The following is a 19,869-nucleotide window of genomic DNA, read 5'->3' on the forward strand; positions in this document are numbered from 1 at the left end:
CCATGCGGCGACCGTCGTCCGAGCCGTCGCCGGAAGTCCGCAGGGTTGTGGCAATCCCGGGCGTTTCCGTTATGTTCATGGAATAGATCCATATTGTTGGCTGTTCTGAACTGTACGAACGATCACGGCGAAGGGCTCGATGCCCGCGCGGTACGCGCGATCCCCACTGGGGAGCCACTGCCAGGTACGCGGACATCGAAGGAGACTTGTTTTGCGTCCTTTCATCGCCGAGCCAGGCCATGACGCCGATCTTCTGTGGGACACCCGCGCCGTCTTCCTGTCGGGCGGGGCCGCTCCCCGGCCGAGGACGTTGATCGACATCCTCGACGGCACGGCACGGCGCCATCCGCACGCGCTCGCACTCGACGACGGCCACACCCGTCTCGACTACCTCGGCCTGCGCGCCGAAGTCGACCGGATGGCGGACGAACTGCGTGCCGTGGGCATCGGCCCCGGCGACCGCGTCGGGGTCCGCCGCCCGTCCGGCACGGCCGGGCTCTACGTCGCGATCCTGGCCGTCCTGGCGGCCGGCGCCGCCTACGTCCCCGTCGACGCCGACGATCCGGACGAACGGGCCGAGCTCGTCTTCTCCGAGGCGGGCGTCTGCGCGGTCCTCGGGGAGGGGCTCGACGTCACGGGCGCTCCGCTGGGCCGTACAGGACCTCCCGGCCTGGACGACGACGCCTGGATGATCTTCACCTCCGGGTCCACGGGCAAGCCCAAGGGCGTCGCGGTCACCCACCGCAGCGCGGCGGCGTTCGTCGACGCGGAGGCACGGCTGTTCCTCTCCGACCGGCCCATCGGCCCGGGCGACCGGGTCCTCGCCGGCCTGTCCGTGGCGTTCGACGCGTCCTGCGAGGAGATGTGGCTGGCGTGGCGGCACGGCGGCTGCCTCGTGGCCGCCCCCCGCGCCCTCGTGCGGACCGGCATGGACCTCGGGCCCTGGCTGATCGACAGGGGCATCACGATCGTGTCCACGGTGCCGACGCTGGCGGCCCTGTGGCCCGTCGAGACGCTCGACCGCGTCCGCCTGCTGATCTTCGGTGGCGAGGCCTGCCCGCCCGAGCTGGCGGAGCGGCTCGCCGTGCCGGGGCGGGAGGTCTGGAACACCTATGGGCCCACCGAGGCCACCGTCGTCGCCTGCGCCGCCCGGATGTCGGGGGAGGGCCCGGTCCGGATCGGCCTCCCGCTCGACGGATGGGACCTGGCCGTCGTCGACCGCAACGGTGAGCCGGTCTCCATGGGGGAGACCGGCGAGCTCGTCATCGGCGGCGTCGGGCTCGCCCGTTACCTCGACCCGGTCAAGGACGCGGAGAAGTACGCCCCGCTTCCGTCGCTCGGCTGGGAGCGGGCCTACCGCAGTGGCGACCTGGTGCGCGCCGAGGCCGAGGGCCTCATCTTCAACGGCCGGGCCGACGAGCAGATCAAACTGGGCGGCCGGCGCATCGAGCTCGGTGAGGTCGACGCCGCGCTGCAGGCGCTCCCGGGAGTCGCCGGGGCCGCGGCGGCGGTCCGCACGGCCGGCGCGGGCAACCAGCTCCTGATCGGCTACCTGGTCCCCGGTGAGGGCTTCGACCAAGATCTGGCGACGAGCCTGCTGAGAGAGTCGCTGCCCGCCGCGCTCGTCCCCCGCCTCGCGACGGTGGACGCGCTGCCCACCCGGACCTCCGGCAAGATCGACCGGGACGCGCTTCCCTGGCCTCTCCCCACCACCACACCGGGGGAGCGGGCGCCGGACGTCGAGCTCTCCGGCGCGGAGCTGTGGCTGGCGGAGCGCTGGGGCGACGTCCTCGGCGTCACCCCTGACCACCCCGGCTCGGACTTCTTCACCGAAGGCGGCACCAGCCTGGCCGCGGCGCGGCTGGTCTCCGCGCTGCGTGCCGAATACCCGGCCGCGGCCGTCGGCGACATCTACGACCATCCGACGCTGGGCGGGCTGGCGGCCCGTCTGTCCGCGTCGGACACCGTGAAGATCGCCACCACCGACCGGGTCGTCACCCCGATGCCCCGGCGGGCGGCGGTCGCGCAGGCGGCGCTCATGCTGCCGCTCCTCACCATCGGCGCGCTGCGCTGGCTGACCGCGCTGGCCACGATCAACAACGTCGTCTCCCTGCCCTGGGCTCCCACCGTCTCGTGGGGATGGGTGCTGGCCGGGTGGCTGCTGTTCTTCTCACCCGCCGGGCGGATGGCCGTCGCCGCCGGGGGCGCCCGGCTGCTCCTGCGCGGAGTGGGGCCGGGCAGCTACCCGCGCGGTGGCCACGTGCACCTGCGGCTCTGGTTCGCCGAGCAACTCGCCGCACGTCTGGGCGTCCCCGGACTGTCGGGCGCTCCGTGGGTCACCTACTACGCCAGGGCGCTCGGCGCGAGGATCGGCAAGGACGCCGACCTCCATTCCCTGCCTCCGATCACCGGGCTGCTCCGCCTCGGCGCGAACGCCGCCATCGAGCCCGAGGTCGATCTGAGCGGCTACTGGCACGACGGAGACCTCGTCCGCGTCGGTGAGATCCGCGTCGGCCCCGGCGCGACCGTCGGCTCGCGCTCGACCCTGCTTCCCGGCGTCAAGATCGGCAAGAACGCCCAGATCGCCCCGGGATCCGCGGTGATCGGCACGGTTCCGTCCGGAGAGCGCTGGGCGGGGGCTCCCGCCGTACGGCAGGGCAAGGCGCGCAAGCCCGAGGAGCGTCCCGCGCGCACGCGGCGCTGGGTGGCCGGCTATGGCGTGTCCGCCCTGGTCCTGAGCCTGCTCCCGGTGGCCGCCGCGGTCCCGGGCCTCGCCGTCCTCACCGCCTTCCTGCGGCACAGCACGTCGCCGCTGGCCTCCGCCATGTACGCCGTGCCGCTCGCGACGCTCGTCTCGATGGCCGCGTTCGCCCTGGCGATCTTCGTCTGCGTCCGGCTGCTCGCGGTCGGCCTGCGCGAGGGCAGCCATCCCGTGCACAGCCGCCAGGCCTGGCAGGCGTGGGCGAGCGGTCATCTGATGGCGATGGCCCGCGTCTGGCTGTTCCCGCTCTACGCCAGCGTCCTCACGCCGTCGTGGCTGCGCGCCCTCGGCATGAAGATCGGGCGTGACGTCGAGCTGTCGACCGTCCTGGCGTTGCCGTCGATGACCTCCATCGGCGACGGCGCATTCCTCGCCGACGACACCATGGTCGCGCCGTACGAGCTGGAAGGCGGGCGCCTGCGCGTCGCGAACGCCCGCATCGGCAAGCGGGCCTTCCTCGGCAACTCGGGGATGACCGCCCCCGGCCGGAAGGTCCCCAAGGACGGCCTGGTCGGAGTGTTGTCCGCGACCCCGAAGAAGGCCAAGGTCGGCTCGTCCTACCTGGGCATGCCGCCGGTCAAGCTCCGCCGTACGGTGGAGGGCGGCGACCGCAGCCGCACCTACGACCCGCCCCGGCGGCTGAAGGTCGCCCGCGCGGCCGTCGAGCTGTGCCGGATCGTCCCCGCCATGGCCACGGTGGCGCTCGCCGTGCTCGTCCTGGCGGCCCTCGAACAGCTCGCCAGGTCGTACGGCTTCGGCGTCGCGGCCCTGCTGGGCGGGGTGGTCCTGCTCGGCGCCGGAGTCGCCGCGGCGGCGGTCGCGAGCCTGGCCAAGTGGATGATCGTTGGCCGGATCACCGCGGGCAACCGTCCCCTGTGGAGCTCGTTCGTGTGGCGCAACGAGCTGGCCGACAACTTCGTCGAGGTGCTGGCCGCGCCGTGGTTCGCCGAGCCGTGGCTGGGCACCGCCCCGCTGAACCTGTGGCTCCGCTCGCTGGGGGCCCGGATCGGCCGCGGCGTGACCTGCAACACCTACTGGCTCCCCGAAGCGGACCTGATCGAGCTGGGCGACGGCTCGTGCGTCAACCGCGGCTGCGTGCTTCAGACCCATCTGTTCCACGACCGGGTCATGAGCATCGATACGGTGGTCCTGCACAAGGGAGCGACGCTCGGCCCGCACGGGGTCGTCCTGCCCGCGGCCACGGTCGGGGCGGACACCACAGTCGGCCCGGCGTCACTGGTGATGCGCGGCGAGTCCGTGCCGTCCCAGACCCGCTGGTTCGGCAACCCGATCGTGGCGTGGGCTCCGGCCGACTGATGCTGGGAACCAAACGGAACGTGAGCGTGCACCACCCCTACTTCCCCGAACACGGCGACGAGAGCTACCGGGTCGACCATTACGACCTCACGCTGGACTACCGCATGGCCTCCAACAGGCTCGGCGGGGTCGCCCGGCTCACGGTGACGGCCGTGGAGCCGCTGGACCGGCTCACGCTGGATCTCGGCGTCTTCCGGGTCACGCAGGTCCTGATCGACGGGGAGCGCCTGCCGTACACCCACCGCGACGGCAAGCTCCGGATCACGCCCGGCCGGTCGCTGCCGCCGGGCGAACCGGTCACCGTCGAGGTCCGCTACGCCGGAACCCCCCGCCCCGTGCGGAGTCACTGGGGCGGGCTCGGATGGGAGGAGCTGACCGACGGCGCCCTCGTGGCCAGTCAGCCGACCGGCGCGCCGTCGTGGTTCCCCTGCAACGACCGGCCGGGTGACAAGGCCACGTATCGGATCTCGGTGACCGCCGCCGCGGCGTACCAGGTCATCGCCAACGGCCATCTGGTGTCCAAGCGCCGGGCGGCTTCCGGCACGACCTGGGTGTACGAGCAGGACGAGCCGATGGCGACGTATCTGGTGGGCGTCCAGATCGGGCGTTACCAGCGGGCCGAGCTGCCGGGACCGGTCCCTCAGCATCTGGCCCACCCCGCCCGGCTGGCCGCCCAGGTGAGATACGACTTCGGCCGCCAGGCGCAGATGCTGGCCGTCTTCACGGAGCGGTTCGGGCCCTACCCGTTCCGCGAGTACACCGTCGTCGTCGTGGACGACGAACTGGAGATCCCGATCGAGGCGCACGGAATGTCGGTCTTCGGCGCCAACCACGTGGACGGCCGCCGCCGTTACGAACGGCTCGTCGCCCACGAACTGGCGCACCAGTGGTACGGCAACAGCCTCACGCTGGCCGACTGGCGCGACATCTGGCTGCACGAGGGGTTCGCCGCGTACGCGGAGTGGTTGTGGTCGGAGGACTCGGGCGGCGAGCACGCGCACGAGCACGCCCAACGATGGCACCGCAGGCTCGCGGCCATGCCCCAGGACCTGGTGCTCGCCGACCCCGGCCCGGACCGGATCTTCGACGACCGCGTCTACAAGCGCGGCGCCCTGGCCCTGCACGCCCTGCGGCGGACGCTCGGGGACGGCGCGTTCTTCCCGATGTTGCGCGACTGGACGGCCGGGCATCGGCACGGCGTGGTGAGCACCGACGCGTTCGCCGACCACGTCCAGCGCTATGCGACCCGGCCCCTCGACACGTTCCTGTGGACCTGGCTGTACGACTCCCGGCTGCCCTTCCTGCCCTGAGGCCCGCTCTGAGGTCTGCGCCGGCGTCTGCGCTGATGTCTGCTCTGGCGCGGCCGGGAGGCCGCGCCGGTCAGCGGTAGCGGAAGCCGTCCAGGAACCGCCTGAAGAGCCCGCCCACACGCGGCAGGGGCTCGCCGGGAGGCGGCGCCACCGGGCGCTGCCTGGCGATGGGCTGGTCGTAGTCGGTCCGCGCGATGGCGTCGACGACCTGGTGCTCGTCGAAGTCCTCCGACCCTTCGATCACGGGGACGAACCCCACCAGCATGCCGTTGCGCATGACCTGGGCCTCGAGGCCGGCCGTGCCGTCGGTGTCCCATTCCGCCTCCCGGCCGTCCGGCAGGGACACCCGAATCCCGAACTGGTAGACGCCGACTCTGGCGAGAGTTCCGTTGATGCCGCGCTCACGAAGCGCGTCCACGACCCGCCGTGCCCGATTCTCTTCCACCAGTCCCAAGATAATCGTCACCCGACGTTCACGAGCACGCCGTCCTGACCGGGCTTACTTGAGCAAGTTATATAGACAACTTGCTCACTCCCGGCGTCACACACGTGGTGTCCGGGCAGAGAGGACCGTACCTGTGTCACCCCTCTCACGTGCCGTGACCGCTGGGAACTCCGTCACGCTCACTTCTCCGGCCAACCCTCAGAAGGGCGACCGGCTGACCTTCCACTGGACCACGGACGCTCCCGACCCCAAGAACTGGATCGGGATCTACGACGGCGACCGGAAGCCGGGCACCGGCACCGCGCCCGTGTGGGCCTACGTCCCCGGAGACTCCGGGGACCTCACTTTGGACACCTCAAAACTGAGCGGCGGGCCGTACACCGCCTACCTGCTGGCCAAGGACGGCTACGGCATCCTCGCGCAGAGCGCCCCGTTCAGCTTCGCCGGCCCGCAGACCGACACCATCGTGCTCACGTCGCCGACGGCCCCGCTCGAGGGCGACAAGCTGACTTTCCACTGGACCACCGAAACCCCTGACCCCACCAACTGGATCGGGATCTACGACGGCGGCCGGCAGCCCGGCAACGGCGGCTCGATCGTGTGGGAGTACACCCCCGGCGCCTCCGGCGACATGACCCTGGACACCTCCGGCCTGAGCGGCGGTCCCTACACCGCCTACCTGCTGGCCAAGGACGGCTACGGCATCCTCGCCCGCACCGCCCCGTTCAGCTTCGCCGTCCGCCCGGTCATCCCGCGCCCCTACGCGGTGGTCGACGCCGTCACCGCCGCCCCGCAGACGGCCGGCTCGGCGGTCTCCGTCCACCTGGGCGGGCTCTGGATCAGGCCGGAGGGCAATGCGGCCGGCTCCGCCGCCTTCCGCCGCATCAGCGGCCCCTCCTGGTTGTCCGTCACCGCCGGTGGAGACGTCACCGGCACCGCGCCCGCCCTCCCGCTGCGGACGCCGGGGCAACTCGTGGTCGGCGTGCAGGACAGCGTGGTCGGCAGCGACACCATCAGGGTGCAGGTGCCGGTGCGCGAGGGCAACGACCGGATCCAGGTCAAGATCGCCAGCTTGAACGTCTGGGACGGCGGATCGCACGTCGACGGCTTCCTGGAGAAGCTGATGCGCGTCGTGCTCACTCAGGGCCTGGACGTCCTCGCGCTGCAGGAGACCGGCGGCACCGTCGCGCAGGCGCTCGCCAAGGCGCTGGGCTGGCAGTCCTACCAGAGCGGCGGCAGCCTCGGCATCGTCAGCCGCTACCCGCTCGGCTCCGTCGTGGCCCCCACGGCCACCCTGCCCGCCGCCGCGGTCACGGTCACCCTGCCCGGCCGCCGCACGATCCGGCTGTGGACGGCCCAGCTCGACGAGGCCGACTACGGCCCGTACGCGTTGTCGTCCGGCAAGACGGCGGCGCAGGTGGAGGCCGCGGAGAAGCTGACGCTCCGCTACAAGCAGGTTCAGGCCCTGGTGGCCGCGATGAAGCACGACCTCGCCTCCGACGTCCCGGTCGTCCTCGCGGCGGGCCTCGCCTCGCCGTCCCACCTGGACTGGACGTCCCGTACGGCTTCCGCCCACGGGGGTGTGGGCAAGCTCCGCTGGCCCGTCACGGACGCGCTCCAGCAGGCGGGCCTGACCGACGCCTTCCGTGACGCGAACTCGAACCCCGCGAAGGCCCCCGGCATCACCTGGTCGCCGGTGCGGCCGACCAACGAAGGCGGGAAGGCGGAACCGCAGGACCGCGTCGACCAGGTCCAGTACCGGGGATCGCTCAAGGTCGTCGAGGCCCACTCGTTGTTCACCGGCTGGCCGCAGCCCGTGCCCGGAACCGCCGCGAACGGCTGGCCGTCCGACCACGCCGCCGCCGTCGTCACCTTCTCCCTCAACGCCGCACGCGGCTGACCGACCTAAGGAAATATCCCCAAATGAGTGACATCAGTCGTCGCGCCTTCATCGGCGCCACCGCGGCGGCCGGAGCGGTGGCGGCCCTGCCCGCCATGACGGGCACGGCCGAAGCCTCCGACCACGGACACGACCACGGAAGCATCGCCGACGTGAAGCACGTCGTGATCCTGATGCAGGAGAACCGCAGCTTCGACCACTACTTCGGCACCCTGAGCGGGGCGCGGGGCTTCGGCGACCGTCAGGCGCTGGTCTTCCCCAACGGTGATTCGGTGTTCCAGCAGCCCGACCGCGGGCGTCCGGAGGGGCATCTGCTGCCTTTCCGGATGGACACCACCAAGTACAACGCGCAGAACGCGGGCGGCCTGCCGCACGACTGGGACACCGGTCACACGGCCGTCGACGGCGGCGCCATGGACAAGTGGGTCAACGCCAAGGGCGAGCGGACCATGGGGTACTTCACGCGTGAGGACATCCCCTACCAGTACGCGCTGGCCGACGCCTTCACCTTGGCCGACGGCTACTTCTGCTCCCTGAACGGGCCCACCGACCCCAACCGGCTCTACCTGTGGACCGGCACGGCCGGCCCCGGCGTGGACGGCACTACCGGCCCTTGGACCGACAACACGCCGGTCACGGACAACCCGGTGGCCGACTGGACGACGTACGCCGAGCGGCTGGAGGAGGCCGGCGTCACCTGGCGCGTCTACCACAACCCGGACGGCTCCGACGACCGCAACGGCGACTACGACGACAACGCCCTGTCGTACTTCAAGCAGTTCCACGCGTTCCCGAAGGACGACCCGCGGTACATCAACGCGATGACGAAGTTCGACCTGACGGCGTTCGACCAGCACTGCAAGGACGGCACCCTGCCCACGGTCTCGTGGCTGGTGGCGCCGTACCTGTTCTGCGAGCACCCGGCGGCCAGCCCCGACTACGGCGCCCACTGGGTGAACACCGCGCTGCAGTCGCTGTTCTCCAACCCCGACGTGTGGAAGCACACCGTCTTCCTGCTGATGTACGACGAGAACGACGGGTACTTCGACCACGTCATCCCGCCGTTCCCCGAGCCGGGCACGCCGGACGAGTTCGCCGGGGGCAAGTCGATCGGGCTCGGCAGCCGGGTCCCGCTGTGGGCCGTCTCGCCGTGGTCGCGCGGCGGCTGGGTCAACTCCCAGGTCTTCGACCACACGTCGGTGCTGCGCTTCCTCGAGCACGTCACCGGCGTGAAGGAGCCGAACATCTCCGACTGGCGGCGCACGGTCTGCGGCGACCTCACGAGCTGCTTCGACTTCACCAGGCCGGACTACAGCATCCCCCGGCTGCCCGACACGGTGGCGCTGATGGCCAAGGCCGACGCGAACAACTCGCTGCCCGGGGTGAAGGTTCCGGCGGCCGGCCAGCAGGCCATGGCCGTACAGGAGCCGGGGGACCGTCCGCACCGCCCGCTGCCCTACCAGCCCTGGGCGGACGTCTCGGTGGACCGGGAGAGCGGCAAGGTCACCTGCAAGCTGACCAACAGCGGCACGGTCGGCTTCCACTTCACGGTGCTCCCGAACATCGCGCTGCCCTTCGTCGGCACGCCGTTCACGGTCCCGCCGCGCTCGTCGCGCACCTACGTGTGGGACACCACGAAGACCGACGGCCGGTACGACTTCACCGTGCAGGGGGCCGACGGCTTCGTCCGGCGCTTCTCCGGCACGGTCGTGCGGGACGGTCAGGACGACGTGGCGGTGCCGTCCGTGGAGGCGAAGCTGCGGCACATGGGGCGCCCGGAGAAGGCCTCGATCGAGCTGAATCTGGTCAACGACGGCGGCACCGAGGTCGCCTTCACGATCACGCCGAACGACTTCGCCGGCAAGGCGCAGACGGTCTGGGTCGGGCCCGGCCGGCACACCGAGACGACGTGGCGGACCGATGACGGCCGGTACGACTTCACCGTCACCGCGAGCACCGGCACCCGCTTCGCCCAGCGCTACGCGGGCACCGTGCACCAGGTCTGACCGTCCATCGGTCTGACCGTACGGCAGGCGGGACCGGGCGCGGTGGCCGACACCGTGCCCGGTCCCGCTCGTCATGGGCGGGACCGCGGTGGGGGACGTGCCGCATGCGATCGGCACGGTCCTCGGTGGTCACGGGACGAGGTTTCTAGAGGGCGAGGGTTTCCAGGTCTACGGCGTCGGCCATGGCTTGGGCGCCCTTGTCGTTGAGGTGCATGCCGTCACCGCTGTCCAGGGCGGGGTGGATGTAGTCGGGGTCTTCGGGGTCCGCGACAGCTCGGGCCACATCGAAGACGGCGTCGAAAGTGCCGGTGGTACGGATCCAGTCGTTCACCTCGCGTCGAGCCGCGAGGGCCGCAGGGGTACTGAACCCGGGGGAGCCGGCGCCCGCGAAGGGGCCGATGGTGGCGGCGAGGATCTTCAGGTCGGCCTGGTGAGCGCGGTGGGCCAGGGCCTTGAAGCCTTCGATGAGGGCGTCGGAGCTGGTGGGAGGCTCGCCGGTCATGCCGGGGAGGACGAGGTCGTTTATGCCGAAGTGCACCAGGACGTGGGTCAGGCCGGGAATCGAGAGAACGTCGCGGTCGAAGCGCGCCAGCGCGTGCTCGCCGACCTCGTTCCTGAGGAGGCGGTTTCCGGCGATGCCCTGGTTGACGACCCATCCCCGCTTCAGGCGCCGGTTGAGGAAGTCGACGGAGCGGTTGTTCGCGCCGGTCGTCGTGCCGACCCCTTCGAACCAGGAGTCTCCGAACGCCACGGCGATCGCGGTGTCGTCCGGGGTGAGCACGTCGACGCCTGAGACGTAGAACCTGGCTTCCACCTGCTCAGCCTCGGGCAGTAGGGGAGACGTGACGCGGTTGCCACCGACGATGTGAGCGGTCTCCATCGGCATGTGGGAATAGGCGGCCGGACCTGTCTTCTCAGGGAGATAAAGGCTGAGGACCAGGTCGTCGCCGGAGGCGATGGACAGATCCGCCGGATCACTGACGGCCTCTGCTCCCGGCGGGATGGTGAGCCTCTCGGCGCCGTCGAAGGCGAGGGCGGCCAACCCGTGCTCGGTGGCGGCCGTCGCGGCGGCGATCGTCAAGGGGGTGCGGCCGTAGCGGTTCGTCAGGCGTACGCGGAGAAGTTCTCCTCCGCCGGCCATGTGGAGCACCTGGCGCACCGTCTGGTCGGCGAAGCCGCGCGGTCGGGTGAACTGGATCCGCCCGTAGGGACTGATCACTGCGGTGCGGAAGCCGGCGGTCCAAATCATGCTCGCTGCTCTTTCATCCTCGCGTGAGTTGTGGAGGTTCTCACCGGCGAGTCGCGGGGCTCGCACCATGGAGTCCCAGCATCAAGCGGAGTTGGGCCAGCAGAACTCCACGGTAGTCGGCGGGCGCCGGCGTGGGATGGTGGAGGACCCGGGAGATGACGGCGCCGGTCAGGGCGGACAGCAGGAAGTCCGTCACGTCGTCGGGTCCACGGGTGAGGGTGAATTCGCCCTGCTCACCGCCTTCCCTCACGGCGGTGAGAAAGGGCGCCCGGTAGCGCTGTTGCACTGTCGTGCTGTACGCGTGAAGTTCGTCGTCCCGCATTGCGGACCGCCAGAATTCGACGAGCATCCGACGCGTGCGATCGGAATTATCCAGGCTCCGATCGATCATGGCGACCAGCCGCTCCCATGGATCACGTTCGGCGGCGGCCACTGCTTCCAGGGCTGCCACCTCCCGATCGACGGAAAGGCCCATGGCCTCGATGACCATGTCCTCACGCGAACCGAAGTAATTCTGCAGCGTGCTGATCGCGACACCGCTGGCAGCCGACACGTCGGCGAAACGGGTGTTCTCATAGCCGCGTTCGGCGAGCACATCTGTTACGGCATCCAGGACGAGAGTCCGTTTCTCCCCGCCCGCACGCCGTTTCCGATTCGCTATAGGCATGGCCGTACCATACTTTCATGCCTGGTGGCGGTCAAAACCCGTGGGTGGGCGTTCCACGGCTATGCCAGGGGCGGGATGTTGTGGTTGTAACGGAACACGTTGCGCGGGTCGTACGTGGTCTTCGCCGCCTGCAGCCGCTCATAGGTCGCCTCGTCGTACGCCAGCCGTACGCTCTCGATGGAGGCGTCGGCCGGCGAGAGGTAACTGGGGTGCTTCCGGCCACCTCCAGACGCGGCGAGCCTGTCGATCAGTTCCAGGCCCATGTCCTTGCGGCCGCCCTCATCGCCGGGCGCGACCGCTGTCAACGCGAACGCGGCGTAAGCTGCGTCACGCCGTCCCACCGCGTTGGCCCACTCCGGAGCCAACGCGAGCGCGCCGCCGAGATGCGTCAGGTTGACCATGGTGATGTCCGAGCCGGAATCCGGTCCGGCGACCTCCAGGATCGTTTCCATGGCTGACGGGGACCATGCGTCGAGCACGGCGAAATGCTCCACGGCGGCGCCCGGTTCGGTCGGATCATTGGTGATGGAAGCGATGTGCGCGGCGGGCATCATGGTCATGGTGTCGGCGAGTACCGGCGCGGCCGCCCGCAACGGGCCGACCAGTGTTTCGCCGTCGTGTGCCGAGCCCAGGTAGGAGATCCGTACGGAGACGGTGAGCCTTCCGCGCATGAAGTCGGGAATGAACGGCAGGTCGGGCGCGCGCAGGAAGACGATCGACGAAGTCAGATCGTCGGGCGCCGTGGCAGTGAACCGCTGGTAGGCCTGGAGCACGGCTCGTGCGTTCTCACCCGGGAAGTGCAGCGCCCCGGCGTACAGTTCCGTCACAGGGAACAGGCTGAACTCCATCGCGGTGACGACGCCGAAGTTGCCCTTCCCGCCACGCAGGGCGAAGAACAACTCCGCGTCGGAATGCGGTGTGACATGGCGGAGCCGGCCATCCGCGGTCACGACGTCGATCGCCAGGACATGGTCGGCCGCGTAGCCCAAGGCCCGCCCCAGTGCGATGCTCACCCCGCCGCCGAGCGTGTAACCGACGACACCGACCTGCGGTGAGGAGCCGGCGAGGGGCGCGAGTCCGACCTTGGCGGCCTCTTGCACCACCTGACCCCAGCGGACGCCGGCTTCGACCCGGGCGGTCTTCGCCGCACTGTCGATGCTCACCTCCGTCATGCGACGTGTGGTGATCATGACGGCTTCACCGGGAACGGACACAGAAGGACCGTGCCCGGTGTTGAGGACCGCGACGGGGAGATCCTGATCCCTGGCGAAGTTCACCGCCGCCTGGACGTCCGCGACGTCGGTGGCGCCGATGATCACGCGCGGGCGATGAGCGACGGTCATGTTGAACACCGACACCTCGTCGGCGAAACCGTCGTCTTCCGGGAAGAGGACGGGCCCTTTGACGGATGAGAGCAGCGGGGAACTCGAATGGAGGGGCATGGCGATGTCTTTCTGATCTTGTCTTGCGGGAGCCGGTGCGAGCCGGGTGCCGATGACCAAAGGCGGGTCGGAGGCAGTCGTCTGTTGCCCGGCAGATGTGTGGGGGCCCGGCATGCGATCTGCGGTCCTTGTCGACCGCCCTGTGTTGTGTTCCAGCCGACCGCTACACGATCAGCATAACAATACGGTACCACGATACCGATTTTGCGTGCGTCCTCAACCCCGGACCGGTACGTCGGGGGACAGTGCCACCGTGAGGCGGTAACGGTCACTTCGTCCTGGTCTGGCGTTCGGCGACCAGTTGGAACACGCGCTTGAACTCCGCGTACGCCTCCTCGCCGACCGCCCGTGCGTGCTCGGCCTCCATCTCCACGAGGATGGCGTCCGACTTCACCATGTGATCGCGGCCCAGCTCGGTGGGCACGATGAGTTTGGCCCTGCGGTCGGCGGGATCCGGCTGTCGCTCCACGTACCCGAGCGCCACGAGTTCGTCCACCAGGGTGCCGATCACCTGCTTGTGCTGGCCCGACTGTGCGGCCAGGTCGGAGGCCCGGCTGCCCTCCACGTCCAGGTAGGCCAGCACGGCCCCGTGCCGCGGCCTGACCTGTGAGTGCCCCGTCTCCGACAGCCGAGAGAACAGCTCCTTCTGCACGCTGAACAGCGTCCGGCTGGACAGGATCCCCAGGTCGGGCACCTCACGCTTGCGCTCGCTCCTACGCACTGCACTCCTCGCATTTAGTCACTAATTTTGACCGTCACTAATTCTTACTATATCGTCATGGCATGACGACGACAGTGGAAATCACCAGGTTCCGCGTCTCTCCCGAGCACGCGGCGGACCTTCTGGCCGCCCGTGGCGGGATGGTCGCGGACTTCCAGGCCGATCGGGACGGGTTCCTCGGCGCCCAGCTCGTTCAACTGCCCGACGGCGAATGGCTGGACATCGTGGAGTGGCGCTCGCCGGCCGACTTCGCGGCCTCCCGCACCAAGGGCGGCAATCTGCCGGGAATCCAGGCCTTTTTCGCCTTGATCGACGAACTCGTTTCCACGGAAGAGGGGACATTGCGATGACCATCCTGATCACCGGTGCCAACGGCACCGTCTCCAAAGAGGTACTGCGCTCGCTGCGGGGCACGGCGGACCTTCGCCTGCTGGTACGTGACAGGGCCAAGGCGCCGTCAGGTGTCGAGGTGGCGGTCGGCGACCTCCACCACCCGGAGACTTTGGACCAGGCGTTCGAGGGCGTGGACACGGTGTGGCAGCTGACCGCCATGGGCCCGGACTCCACGCACGCCAGCAGCAACGCACTCTGGGCGGCCAAGAAGGCGGGCGTGCGGCACATCGTCCGCATGTCGGCCATCGGCGCGGGGCACGACGCGCCGACCCGCAACGGCCGGCTGCACGCCCTCTCGGACATCGAGCTCGCGGCCTCGGGGCTCGGCTGGACCGTCGTCCGCCCGGCGTTCTTCATGCAGAACATTCTCGGCTCGGTCGACGGCGGCACCTTCTACGGTGCTCCGGGCGAGGGCCGGATCGGCATGATCGACGTGCGGGACATCGCCGACTTCGCCGCCGTCGTGCTCCGTGACCCCGCGCGCCACCAGGGGGAAACCTACACGGTCACCGGACCGGAGGCGATCAGACTCAGGGACATGACGGACACGCTGTCGGAGGTGTACGGCAGGCCGATCACCTACCAGCCGATGAGCCCGGACGACGCCTACCCCGTGCTGCTGAAGGCCGGGATGAAGGAGTGGGACGCGGAGGTCACCCGGGAGTACCTGAAGGCCTACGACGCGGGCTGGGGCGACTACACCACGCCCACGTACACCGCCGTGACGGGCCGTCCGGGCACGACGTTCGCCCAGTTCGCCCGCGACTACGCCGACCAGATCGGCGGATGAGGCCGCACCACCGGCCCGGTCTTCCGGGCCGGCCGCACCGGCCCGCCACGTCGTAGCGGGCAGAGGTGAAGGCTGAGACGCCGGCGTGGATGCCTGCCGCGGAGACGGCGGTGCAGGACGGGGACGGGCACGCCGTCCAGGGCGAAACCAATCGTCATCGCGACGTAGCGTTCGATTTCCACTCAGTCCAAACCGCTAGGCTTTCGACGGGCCACAGCGCGTGGGGAGATCAGCCTTGGATCGCACGGGAACAAACCTTCCCGCCGTCGGTGAGTACAACCAGACGGTAGTCCTCGACGCCATCCGCCGGCGCCCGGAGGGGATCACCCGGTCCGAACTCGCCGCACTGACCGCCCTGAGCGGGATGACGGTGACGAAGGTCTGCCGGCGCCTTCTCGATGCCGGTCTCGTCGACGAGCACGGCACCCGCACGAGCGGCCCCGGCAAGCCGGCGGCGGTCGTCAAACTGAACCCGAGCGGCGGTTTCGCAGTCGGGGTGCACATCGATCCCGCAGCGGTGACCTACGTGCTCGTCGACCTGTCCGGCACGGTCAGGGACCACTCGCGCACCGGCACCCCCACCGCGGGAGACCCGAGCGCGATCATCGACGAGATGGCGAACGCGATCGAGGCGCTCATCGCGGGTTCCGCCGTCGACAGGTCCCGCATCCTCGGTATCGGCATCGCGTCGCCCGGCCCGGTGAACGTCGACGACGGCGTGCTCTTGAACCCGCCGATGATGCCCAACTGGCATCGCGTGGCCTTGCGGCGCGCGCTCGCCGAGGCGACCGGCCTGCCCGTGCTGCTGGAGAAGGACACGACGGCCGCGGTCGTCGCCGAGCTGTGGTTCGCGGGCCCCGGCAGCAGCCGCGACTTCGCGTTCATGTACTACGGCACCGGTCTCGGCACCGGCCTGTCGGTGTCGGGTGAGGTCGTCCGCGGCATCAGCTCCAATGCGGGCGACGCGGGCCACATCACCGTCGACCCCGAAGGTCCGGTGTGCACCTGCGGCCGGCGCGGCTGCGTCGGGTACATCACCGTTCCGCGGGCGCTCGTCGAACGCGCGGTGCTCGACGGCGTGCTCTCGGTGGCCGAGGCCGGCAACCTCGAGCACATGGTCGACGTGGATGCGGCGTTCAGCAGGCTGGCGGACCTCGCCGCCAACGGGAATCCCGAGGCGAACGCGATTCTGACCGACGCCGCACGTTCTCTGGCGCGCGCGATCGTGGTGATCGTGAACCTTCTCGACATCGACGAGGTCATCTTCGGCGGGCCGTTCTGGGCGCGCGTCTCCCCGGTGATCCTCGAAGCGCTGCCGGATGCGGTGCGCAGCGATCCCGCCCTGATCCCGCCGCACCCCGTCCGGTTCGCCCAGTCCGCGATCCCCGTCGACGTCGCCGCCGTCGGAGCCGCGACTCTCGTGCTCGACAACACCTTCTCGCCCCGGCCGTCCGCCCTGCTCCTCGCGGCGGAATGAGCAACTTTGTCCTCACAAAGTGTTGCGGGCAATTAGACAACATGATTTGCTAATTCCCGCCACGGAGCTCGGCGCTCGAACCGGCACCGTGCGTTTCGTCCACCCAACCGGATGGCATCCACTTGCCTGAGGTGTCAACGTCGACCCGTCTAGCGCCGTCGCTAGTCGTTCTCTGAGGAAAATATGAGCAACACAGCCACGCGCATCCGCCTCGCGGGTGCCGTCGTCGCCGCGGCAGCCAGTATCGCCGGACTCGCCGCGTGCTCGTCGCCCGCCCCGTCGGGTGACGCGGCCGCAGCCGCACCCGCTGCCGCCTGTGAGCCGGCGAAGGGCAACGTCACCCTCCAGTACTGGAACACCGTTCCGGGCATGGACCAGGTCGTCGCCCTGTGGAACAAGAACAACCCGAACATCCAGGTGGAGATGAAGAACATCTCCAACGACCAGTACGGCACCATCGGCAACGCCCTCAAGGCGGGCAAGGCGCCGGAGCTCGCTCAGGTCGGTTACGACGAGCTCCCCGACCTGCGCACCCAGAACGCCTTCGTGGACGCCTCGGCCTGCGCGGACGCCACCGCGGCCAAGTCGAAGTTCGTGCCGTGGACCTGGTCGCAGACCAGCTTCGGCGACACCGGCGTGTTCGCCTTCCCGCAGGACACCGGCCCGATGGCCCTCTACGTGCGCAGCGACATCTTCAAGAAGCACGACCTCGAGATCCCCAAGACCTGGGACGAGTACGCGGCGGACGCGCAGAAGCTCCACGACGCGGACCCCAACCTCAGTATCACGTTCTTCGACCCGAACAACGCCGAGTGGTTCAACGGGCTCCTCTGGCAGAACAACGCCGAGATGTACGGCTACTCCGGCGACAAGTGGCACGTCACCGTCGAGTCCGACCAGAGCAAGCAGGTCGCCGAGTACTGGCAGAAGCTGATCGACGCCAAGCTCGTCCGCACCGACCTCGCCCACGGTTCCACCCCGATGTACGCCGCGTACCAGAAGAACCAGATCGCCACCTACGTCGGCGCCGCCTGGGGCTACAGCATGTTCCGCGACAACCTGCCCGACCAGTCCGGCAAGTGGACGATCGTCCCGATGCCGACCTGGGGCTCGAGCGCCGCGTCCGGCGACTGGGGCGGATCCACCGTCGCGTTCATGAAGGGCAACACGCACCTGTACGAGTCGGTCAAGTTCAACTCCTGGCTGAACACCGACCCGGAAGCCCTCGCGCTGGAGAACAAGCTGGGCGGCCTCTACCCGGCGGCCACCGCCGGCTCGGCGCTTCCCGCGCTCGCGGAGGGTGTGCCGTACTACAACAACGAGAAGATCTTCGACGTCTTCGCCGACTCGTCCAAGAACATCGACACCAGCTTCACCTGGGGGCCCACCCAGAAGACGGTGAACCTGGCGCTTCAGGATGCGTTGGCCAAGGCGGCGGCCGGCGACGGCAAGCTCGCAGACGCACTCACGGCCGCCCAGGCGGCCGCGCTGAAGTCGATGCAGGATCAGGCGATCCCGGCTGTCGCGGGCAACTGACCTCAGCATGACTGACATCGCAACCCGCGGGACCCGCGTGGTGGCAACGACCGGAGGCCGCAGTCGTCACAACGGCGGCGGCCCCCGGGCGGGCACCATCATCGCGTTCCTGATCCCGTTCTTCCTTCCGTTCGTGCTGTTCTACCTGGTGCCGATCGCCTACGCGATCGGGCAGAGCTTCCTCGTCGTGCGCCGGACCGGTGGCCAGTACGGCACGTCGTACACGACCTTCGGCGGTTTCGACCAGTACGTGCAGGTGTTCCAGAACACGGAGTTCTGGAACAGCATCGGGCGCATCGGACTGTTCGGCATCGTGCAGGTGCCGGTCATGCTGTTCGTCGCGCTGATCATGGCGCTGCTGCTCGACACTCCCTTGCTGAAGCTGAAGGCGTTCTTCCGCATCGCGGCGTTCATGCCGTACGCCGTGCCCGGCGTCATTGCCGCGATCATGTGGTCGTTCCTCTACTCGCCGCAGCTCAGCCCCGTCGTCGACGTGCTGAAAGCCATCGGCCTCCAGCCCGACTTCCTCGGCCCGGGCGCCGTGCTGTGGTCGGCGGCGAACGTCTCCACCTGGCTGTGGACCGGCTACAACATGCTGATCATGTTCTCGGCGCTGCAGGCGATCCCGCAGGAGCTCTACGAAGCCGCCAAGCTCGACGGTGCGAGCAACTGGGCGATCGCGTGGAAGATCAAGGTCCCGATCATCGCCCCGTCGATCATCCTCACCACGGTGTTCTCGATCATCGGCACGCTGCAGCTCTACGGCGAGCCGGCCGTGCTGCGCCAGATCTCCTCGAACATCTCGAGCACGTTCACGCCGAACATGCTCGCGTATGCGGTGGCCTCCGGGAACAACTACCAGCAGGCAGCGGCGATCTCCGTGGTCATCGCCGTCGTCACCTTCGTTTTGAGCTTCGGGTTCATGCGACTGACCTCGAAGAGGGCCGGACTGTGAGCAACCAGACCCCGATCCGCGAAAGCCGCGTCAGCCGTACGGCCGTCATGGCTCTGATGTTCCTCCTGGCGATCTACTTCCTGCTGCCGATCTACTTCCTGATCGTCGCGGCGACGAAACCGCAGGGCGACCTCGCCTCCACCTTCGGACTGGCGTTCTCGCACTTCGACCTGTTCAAGAATCTGGGCACCCTGTTCAGCCGCAGCGACGGCATCTTCGGACGGTGGGCGCTGAACAGCGTGATTTACGCGGTGCTGGGCGCGGCCGTCGGAACCCTGATCTCCGCGCTGTGCGGCTACGCGCTCGCCAAGTTCAAGTTCCGGGGCCGCGAGTTCCTGTTCTCCGTCATCCTCGGCGGCGTCCTGGTTCCCACCACCGCGCTCGCGCTCCCGCTGTTCCTTCTGTTCTCGGCGACCGGGATCGTCAACACCTACCTCGCGGTGTTCCTGCCCAGCATCGTCAGCCCGTTCGGCGTCTATCTCGCCCGCATCTTCACGGCCGCCGCCGTCCCCGAGGAGATCCTCGAGTCGGCGCGCCTGGACGGCGCCGGTGAGTTCCGCACGTTCTTCTCGGTGGCGCTCAAGCTGCTGACGCCGTCGCTGGTGACGATCTTTCTGTTCCAGTTCGTCGGCATCTGGAACAACTTCTTCCTGCCGATGGTGATGCTGCAGAAGGAGTCGCTCTTCCCGATCACGCTCGGCCTCTACGAGTGGAACGGTCAGACCGCCCGCGTCTCGCTCCTTCAGGAATCCGTGATCACCGGCGCGCTGATCTCGATCGTGCCCGTGATCATCGTGTTCATCCTCCTGCAGCGGTTCTGGCGCACCGGGCTCGCCTCGGGCTCGATCAAGTAGTCACGTTTCTTCGCTCTCCCACGTCCCATCAAAAGAAGGTCCTCTC

At 69.1% G+C, this 19,869-nt stretch carries 15 protein-coding genes; 10 read left to right on the plus strand and 5 right to left on the minus strand.

Annotated elements, in window-relative coordinates:
• The first annotated feature begins 211 nt into the window (after positions 1-211).
• Together Psi02_RS13915 and Psi02_RS13920 are read left to right on the plus strand one after the other, a co-directional pair.
• Entirely contained in the window at positions 212-4,078 is a 3,867-nt protein-coding gene (locus tag Psi02_RS13915) for a Pls/PosA family non-ribosomal peptide synthetase (protein ID WP_239094871.1), read from the plus strand.
• A gap of 20 nt (positions 4,079-4,098) precedes the next feature.
• Positions 4,099-5,388: a M1 family metallopeptidase gene (locus tag Psi02_RS13920; RefSeq protein WP_239094872.1), complete on the plus strand. Its 1,290-nt coding sequence runs from the start codon at positions 4,099-4,101 to the stop codon at positions 5,386-5,388.
• Positions 5,389-5,458: 70 nt separating this feature from the next.
• Here Psi02_RS13920 and Psi02_RS13925 read toward each other — a convergent pair whose 3' ends face one another.
• A complete protein-coding gene (locus tag Psi02_RS13925) occupies positions 5,459-5,833 on the minus strand; it encodes a hypothetical protein (protein ID WP_203951907.1) in 375 nt (124 codons plus the stop codon).
• Positions 5,834-5,987: 154 nt separating this feature from the next.
• Here Psi02_RS13925 and Psi02_RS13930 point away from each other — a divergent pair, with 154 nt between their 5' ends.
• Both Psi02_RS13930 and Psi02_RS13935 read left to right on the plus strand, forming a co-directional pair.
• Entirely contained in the window at positions 5,988-7,733 is a 1,746-nt protein-coding gene (locus tag Psi02_RS13930; RefSeq protein ID WP_203974185.1) for an endonuclease/exonuclease/phosphatase family protein, read from the plus strand.
• Between the two features lie 23 nt (positions 7,734-7,756).
• Positions 7,757-9,739 carry a phosphocholine-specific phospholipase C gene (locus tag Psi02_RS13935; RefSeq protein WP_203974187.1) on the plus strand — a complete coding sequence of 661 codons (1,983 nt, stop codon included), beginning with the start codon at positions 7,757-7,759 and terminating at the stop codon, positions 9,737-9,739.
• Between the two features lie 145 nt (positions 9,740-9,884).
• On the opposite strand, the gene Psi02_RS13940 is transcribed toward Psi02_RS13935, so the two are convergent.
• From Psi02_RS13940 to Psi02_RS13955, 4 genes are all read right to left on the minus strand, one after another.
• Positions 9,885-10,988: a GDSL-type esterase/lipase family protein gene (locus Psi02_RS13940; protein ID WP_203974189.1), complete on the minus strand. Its 1,104-nt coding sequence runs from the start codon at positions 10,986-10,988 to the stop codon at positions 9,885-9,887.
• A 40-nt stretch (positions 10,989-11,028) separates the two neighbouring features.
• Complete coding sequence (locus tag Psi02_RS13945; protein WP_275415192.1) at positions 11,029-11,655, minus strand: TetR/AcrR family transcriptional regulator; 627 nt, start codon at positions 11,653-11,655, stop codon at positions 11,029-11,031.
• A gap of 59 nt (positions 11,656-11,714) precedes the next feature.
• On the minus strand, positions 11,715-13,097 hold the full coding sequence (locus Psi02_RS13950) for an FAD-binding oxidoreductase (RefSeq protein ID WP_203974193.1): 1,383 nt from the start codon (positions 13,095-13,097) through the stop codon (positions 11,715-11,717).
• Between the two features lie 268 nt (positions 13,098-13,365).
• Positions 13,366-13,818 (minus strand): MarR family winged helix-turn-helix transcriptional regulator, encoded by a 453-nt coding sequence (locus Psi02_RS13955; RefSeq protein ID WP_203974195.1) that lies wholly within the window; start codon positions 13,816-13,818, stop codon positions 13,366-13,368.
• Between the two features lie 62 nt (positions 13,819-13,880).
• Between Psi02_RS13955 and Psi02_RS13960 the strand changes: the two genes are divergently transcribed.
• The 6 genes from Psi02_RS13960 to Psi02_RS13985 all read left to right on the plus strand — a co-directional run bounded on the left by Psi02_RS13960 (position 13,881) and on the right by Psi02_RS13985 (position 19,823).
• The gene (locus tag Psi02_RS13960) at positions 13,881-14,168 is read left to right on the plus strand and encodes an antibiotic biosynthesis monooxygenase family protein (protein ID WP_203974197.1); all 288 of its coding nucleotides are present in this window, start codon (positions 13,881-13,883) and stop codon (positions 14,166-14,168) included.
• On the plus strand, positions 14,165-15,001 hold the full coding sequence (locus Psi02_RS13965; RefSeq protein WP_203974199.1) for an SDR family oxidoreductase: 837 nt from the start codon (positions 14,165-14,167) through the stop codon (positions 14,999-15,001). The genes Psi02_RS13960 and Psi02_RS13965 overlap by 4 nt, the downstream gene beginning before the upstream one ends.
• Positions 15,002-15,236: 235 nt before the next feature.
• Positions 15,237-16,478 (plus strand): ROK family transcriptional regulator, encoded by a 1,242-nt coding sequence (locus tag Psi02_RS13970; protein WP_203974201.1) that lies wholly within the window; start codon positions 15,237-15,239, stop codon positions 16,476-16,478.
• A 183-nt stretch (positions 16,479-16,661) separates the two neighbouring features.
• Positions 16,662-18,014 (plus strand): ABC transporter substrate-binding protein, encoded by a 1,353-nt coding sequence (locus Psi02_RS13975; RefSeq protein WP_203974203.1) that lies wholly within the window; start codon positions 16,662-16,664, stop codon positions 18,012-18,014.
• Positions 18,015-18,021: 7 nt separating this feature from the next.
• On the plus strand, positions 18,022-18,969 hold the full coding sequence (locus Psi02_RS13980; RefSeq protein ID WP_203974205.1) for a carbohydrate ABC transporter permease: 948 nt from the start codon (positions 18,022-18,024) through the stop codon (positions 18,967-18,969).
• A complete protein-coding gene (locus Psi02_RS13985) occupies positions 18,966-19,823 on the plus strand; it encodes a carbohydrate ABC transporter permease (protein ID WP_203974207.1) in 858 nt (285 codons plus the stop codon). Before Psi02_RS13980 ends, Psi02_RS13985 begins: the two co-directional genes overlap by 4 nt.
• Positions 19,824-19,869 lie beyond the last annotated feature (46 nt).

This window comes from Planotetraspora silvatica, from assembly GCF_016863315.1.
Lineage (GTDB): Bacteria > Actinomycetota > Actinomycetes > Streptosporangiales > Streptosporangiaceae > Planotetraspora > Planotetraspora silvatica.

Coding starts and splice junctions, on each gene's coding strand:
- Psi02_RS13945 (WP_275415192.1), bottom strand. CDS start 11,655: ATGCCTATAGCGAATCGGAAACGGCGTGCGGGCGGGGAGAAACGGACT.
- Psi02_RS13935 (WP_203974187.1), top strand. CDS start 7,757: ATGAGTGACATCAGTCGTCGCGCCTTCATCGGCGCCACCGCGGCGGCC.
- Psi02_RS13980 (WP_203974205.1), top strand. CDS start 18,022: ATGACTGACATCGCAACCCGCGGGACCCGCGTGGTGGCAACGACCGGA.
- Psi02_RS13940 (WP_203974189.1), bottom strand. CDS start 10,988: ATGATTTGGACCGCCGGCTTCCGCACCGCAGTGATCAGTCCCTACGGG.
- Psi02_RS13965 (WP_203974199.1), top strand. CDS start 14,165: ATGACCATCCTGATCACCGGTGCCAACGGCACCGTCTCCAAAGAGGTA.
- Psi02_RS13950 (WP_203974193.1), bottom strand. CDS start 13,097: ATGCCCCTCCATTCGAGTTCCCCGCTGCTCTCATCCGTCAAAGGGCCC.
- Psi02_RS13975 (WP_203974203.1), top strand. CDS start 16,662: ATGAGCAACACAGCCACGCGCATCCGCCTCGCGGGTGCCGTCGTCGCC.
- Psi02_RS13960 (WP_203974197.1), top strand. CDS start 13,881: ATGACGACGACAGTGGAAATCACCAGGTTCCGCGTCTCTCCCGAGCAC.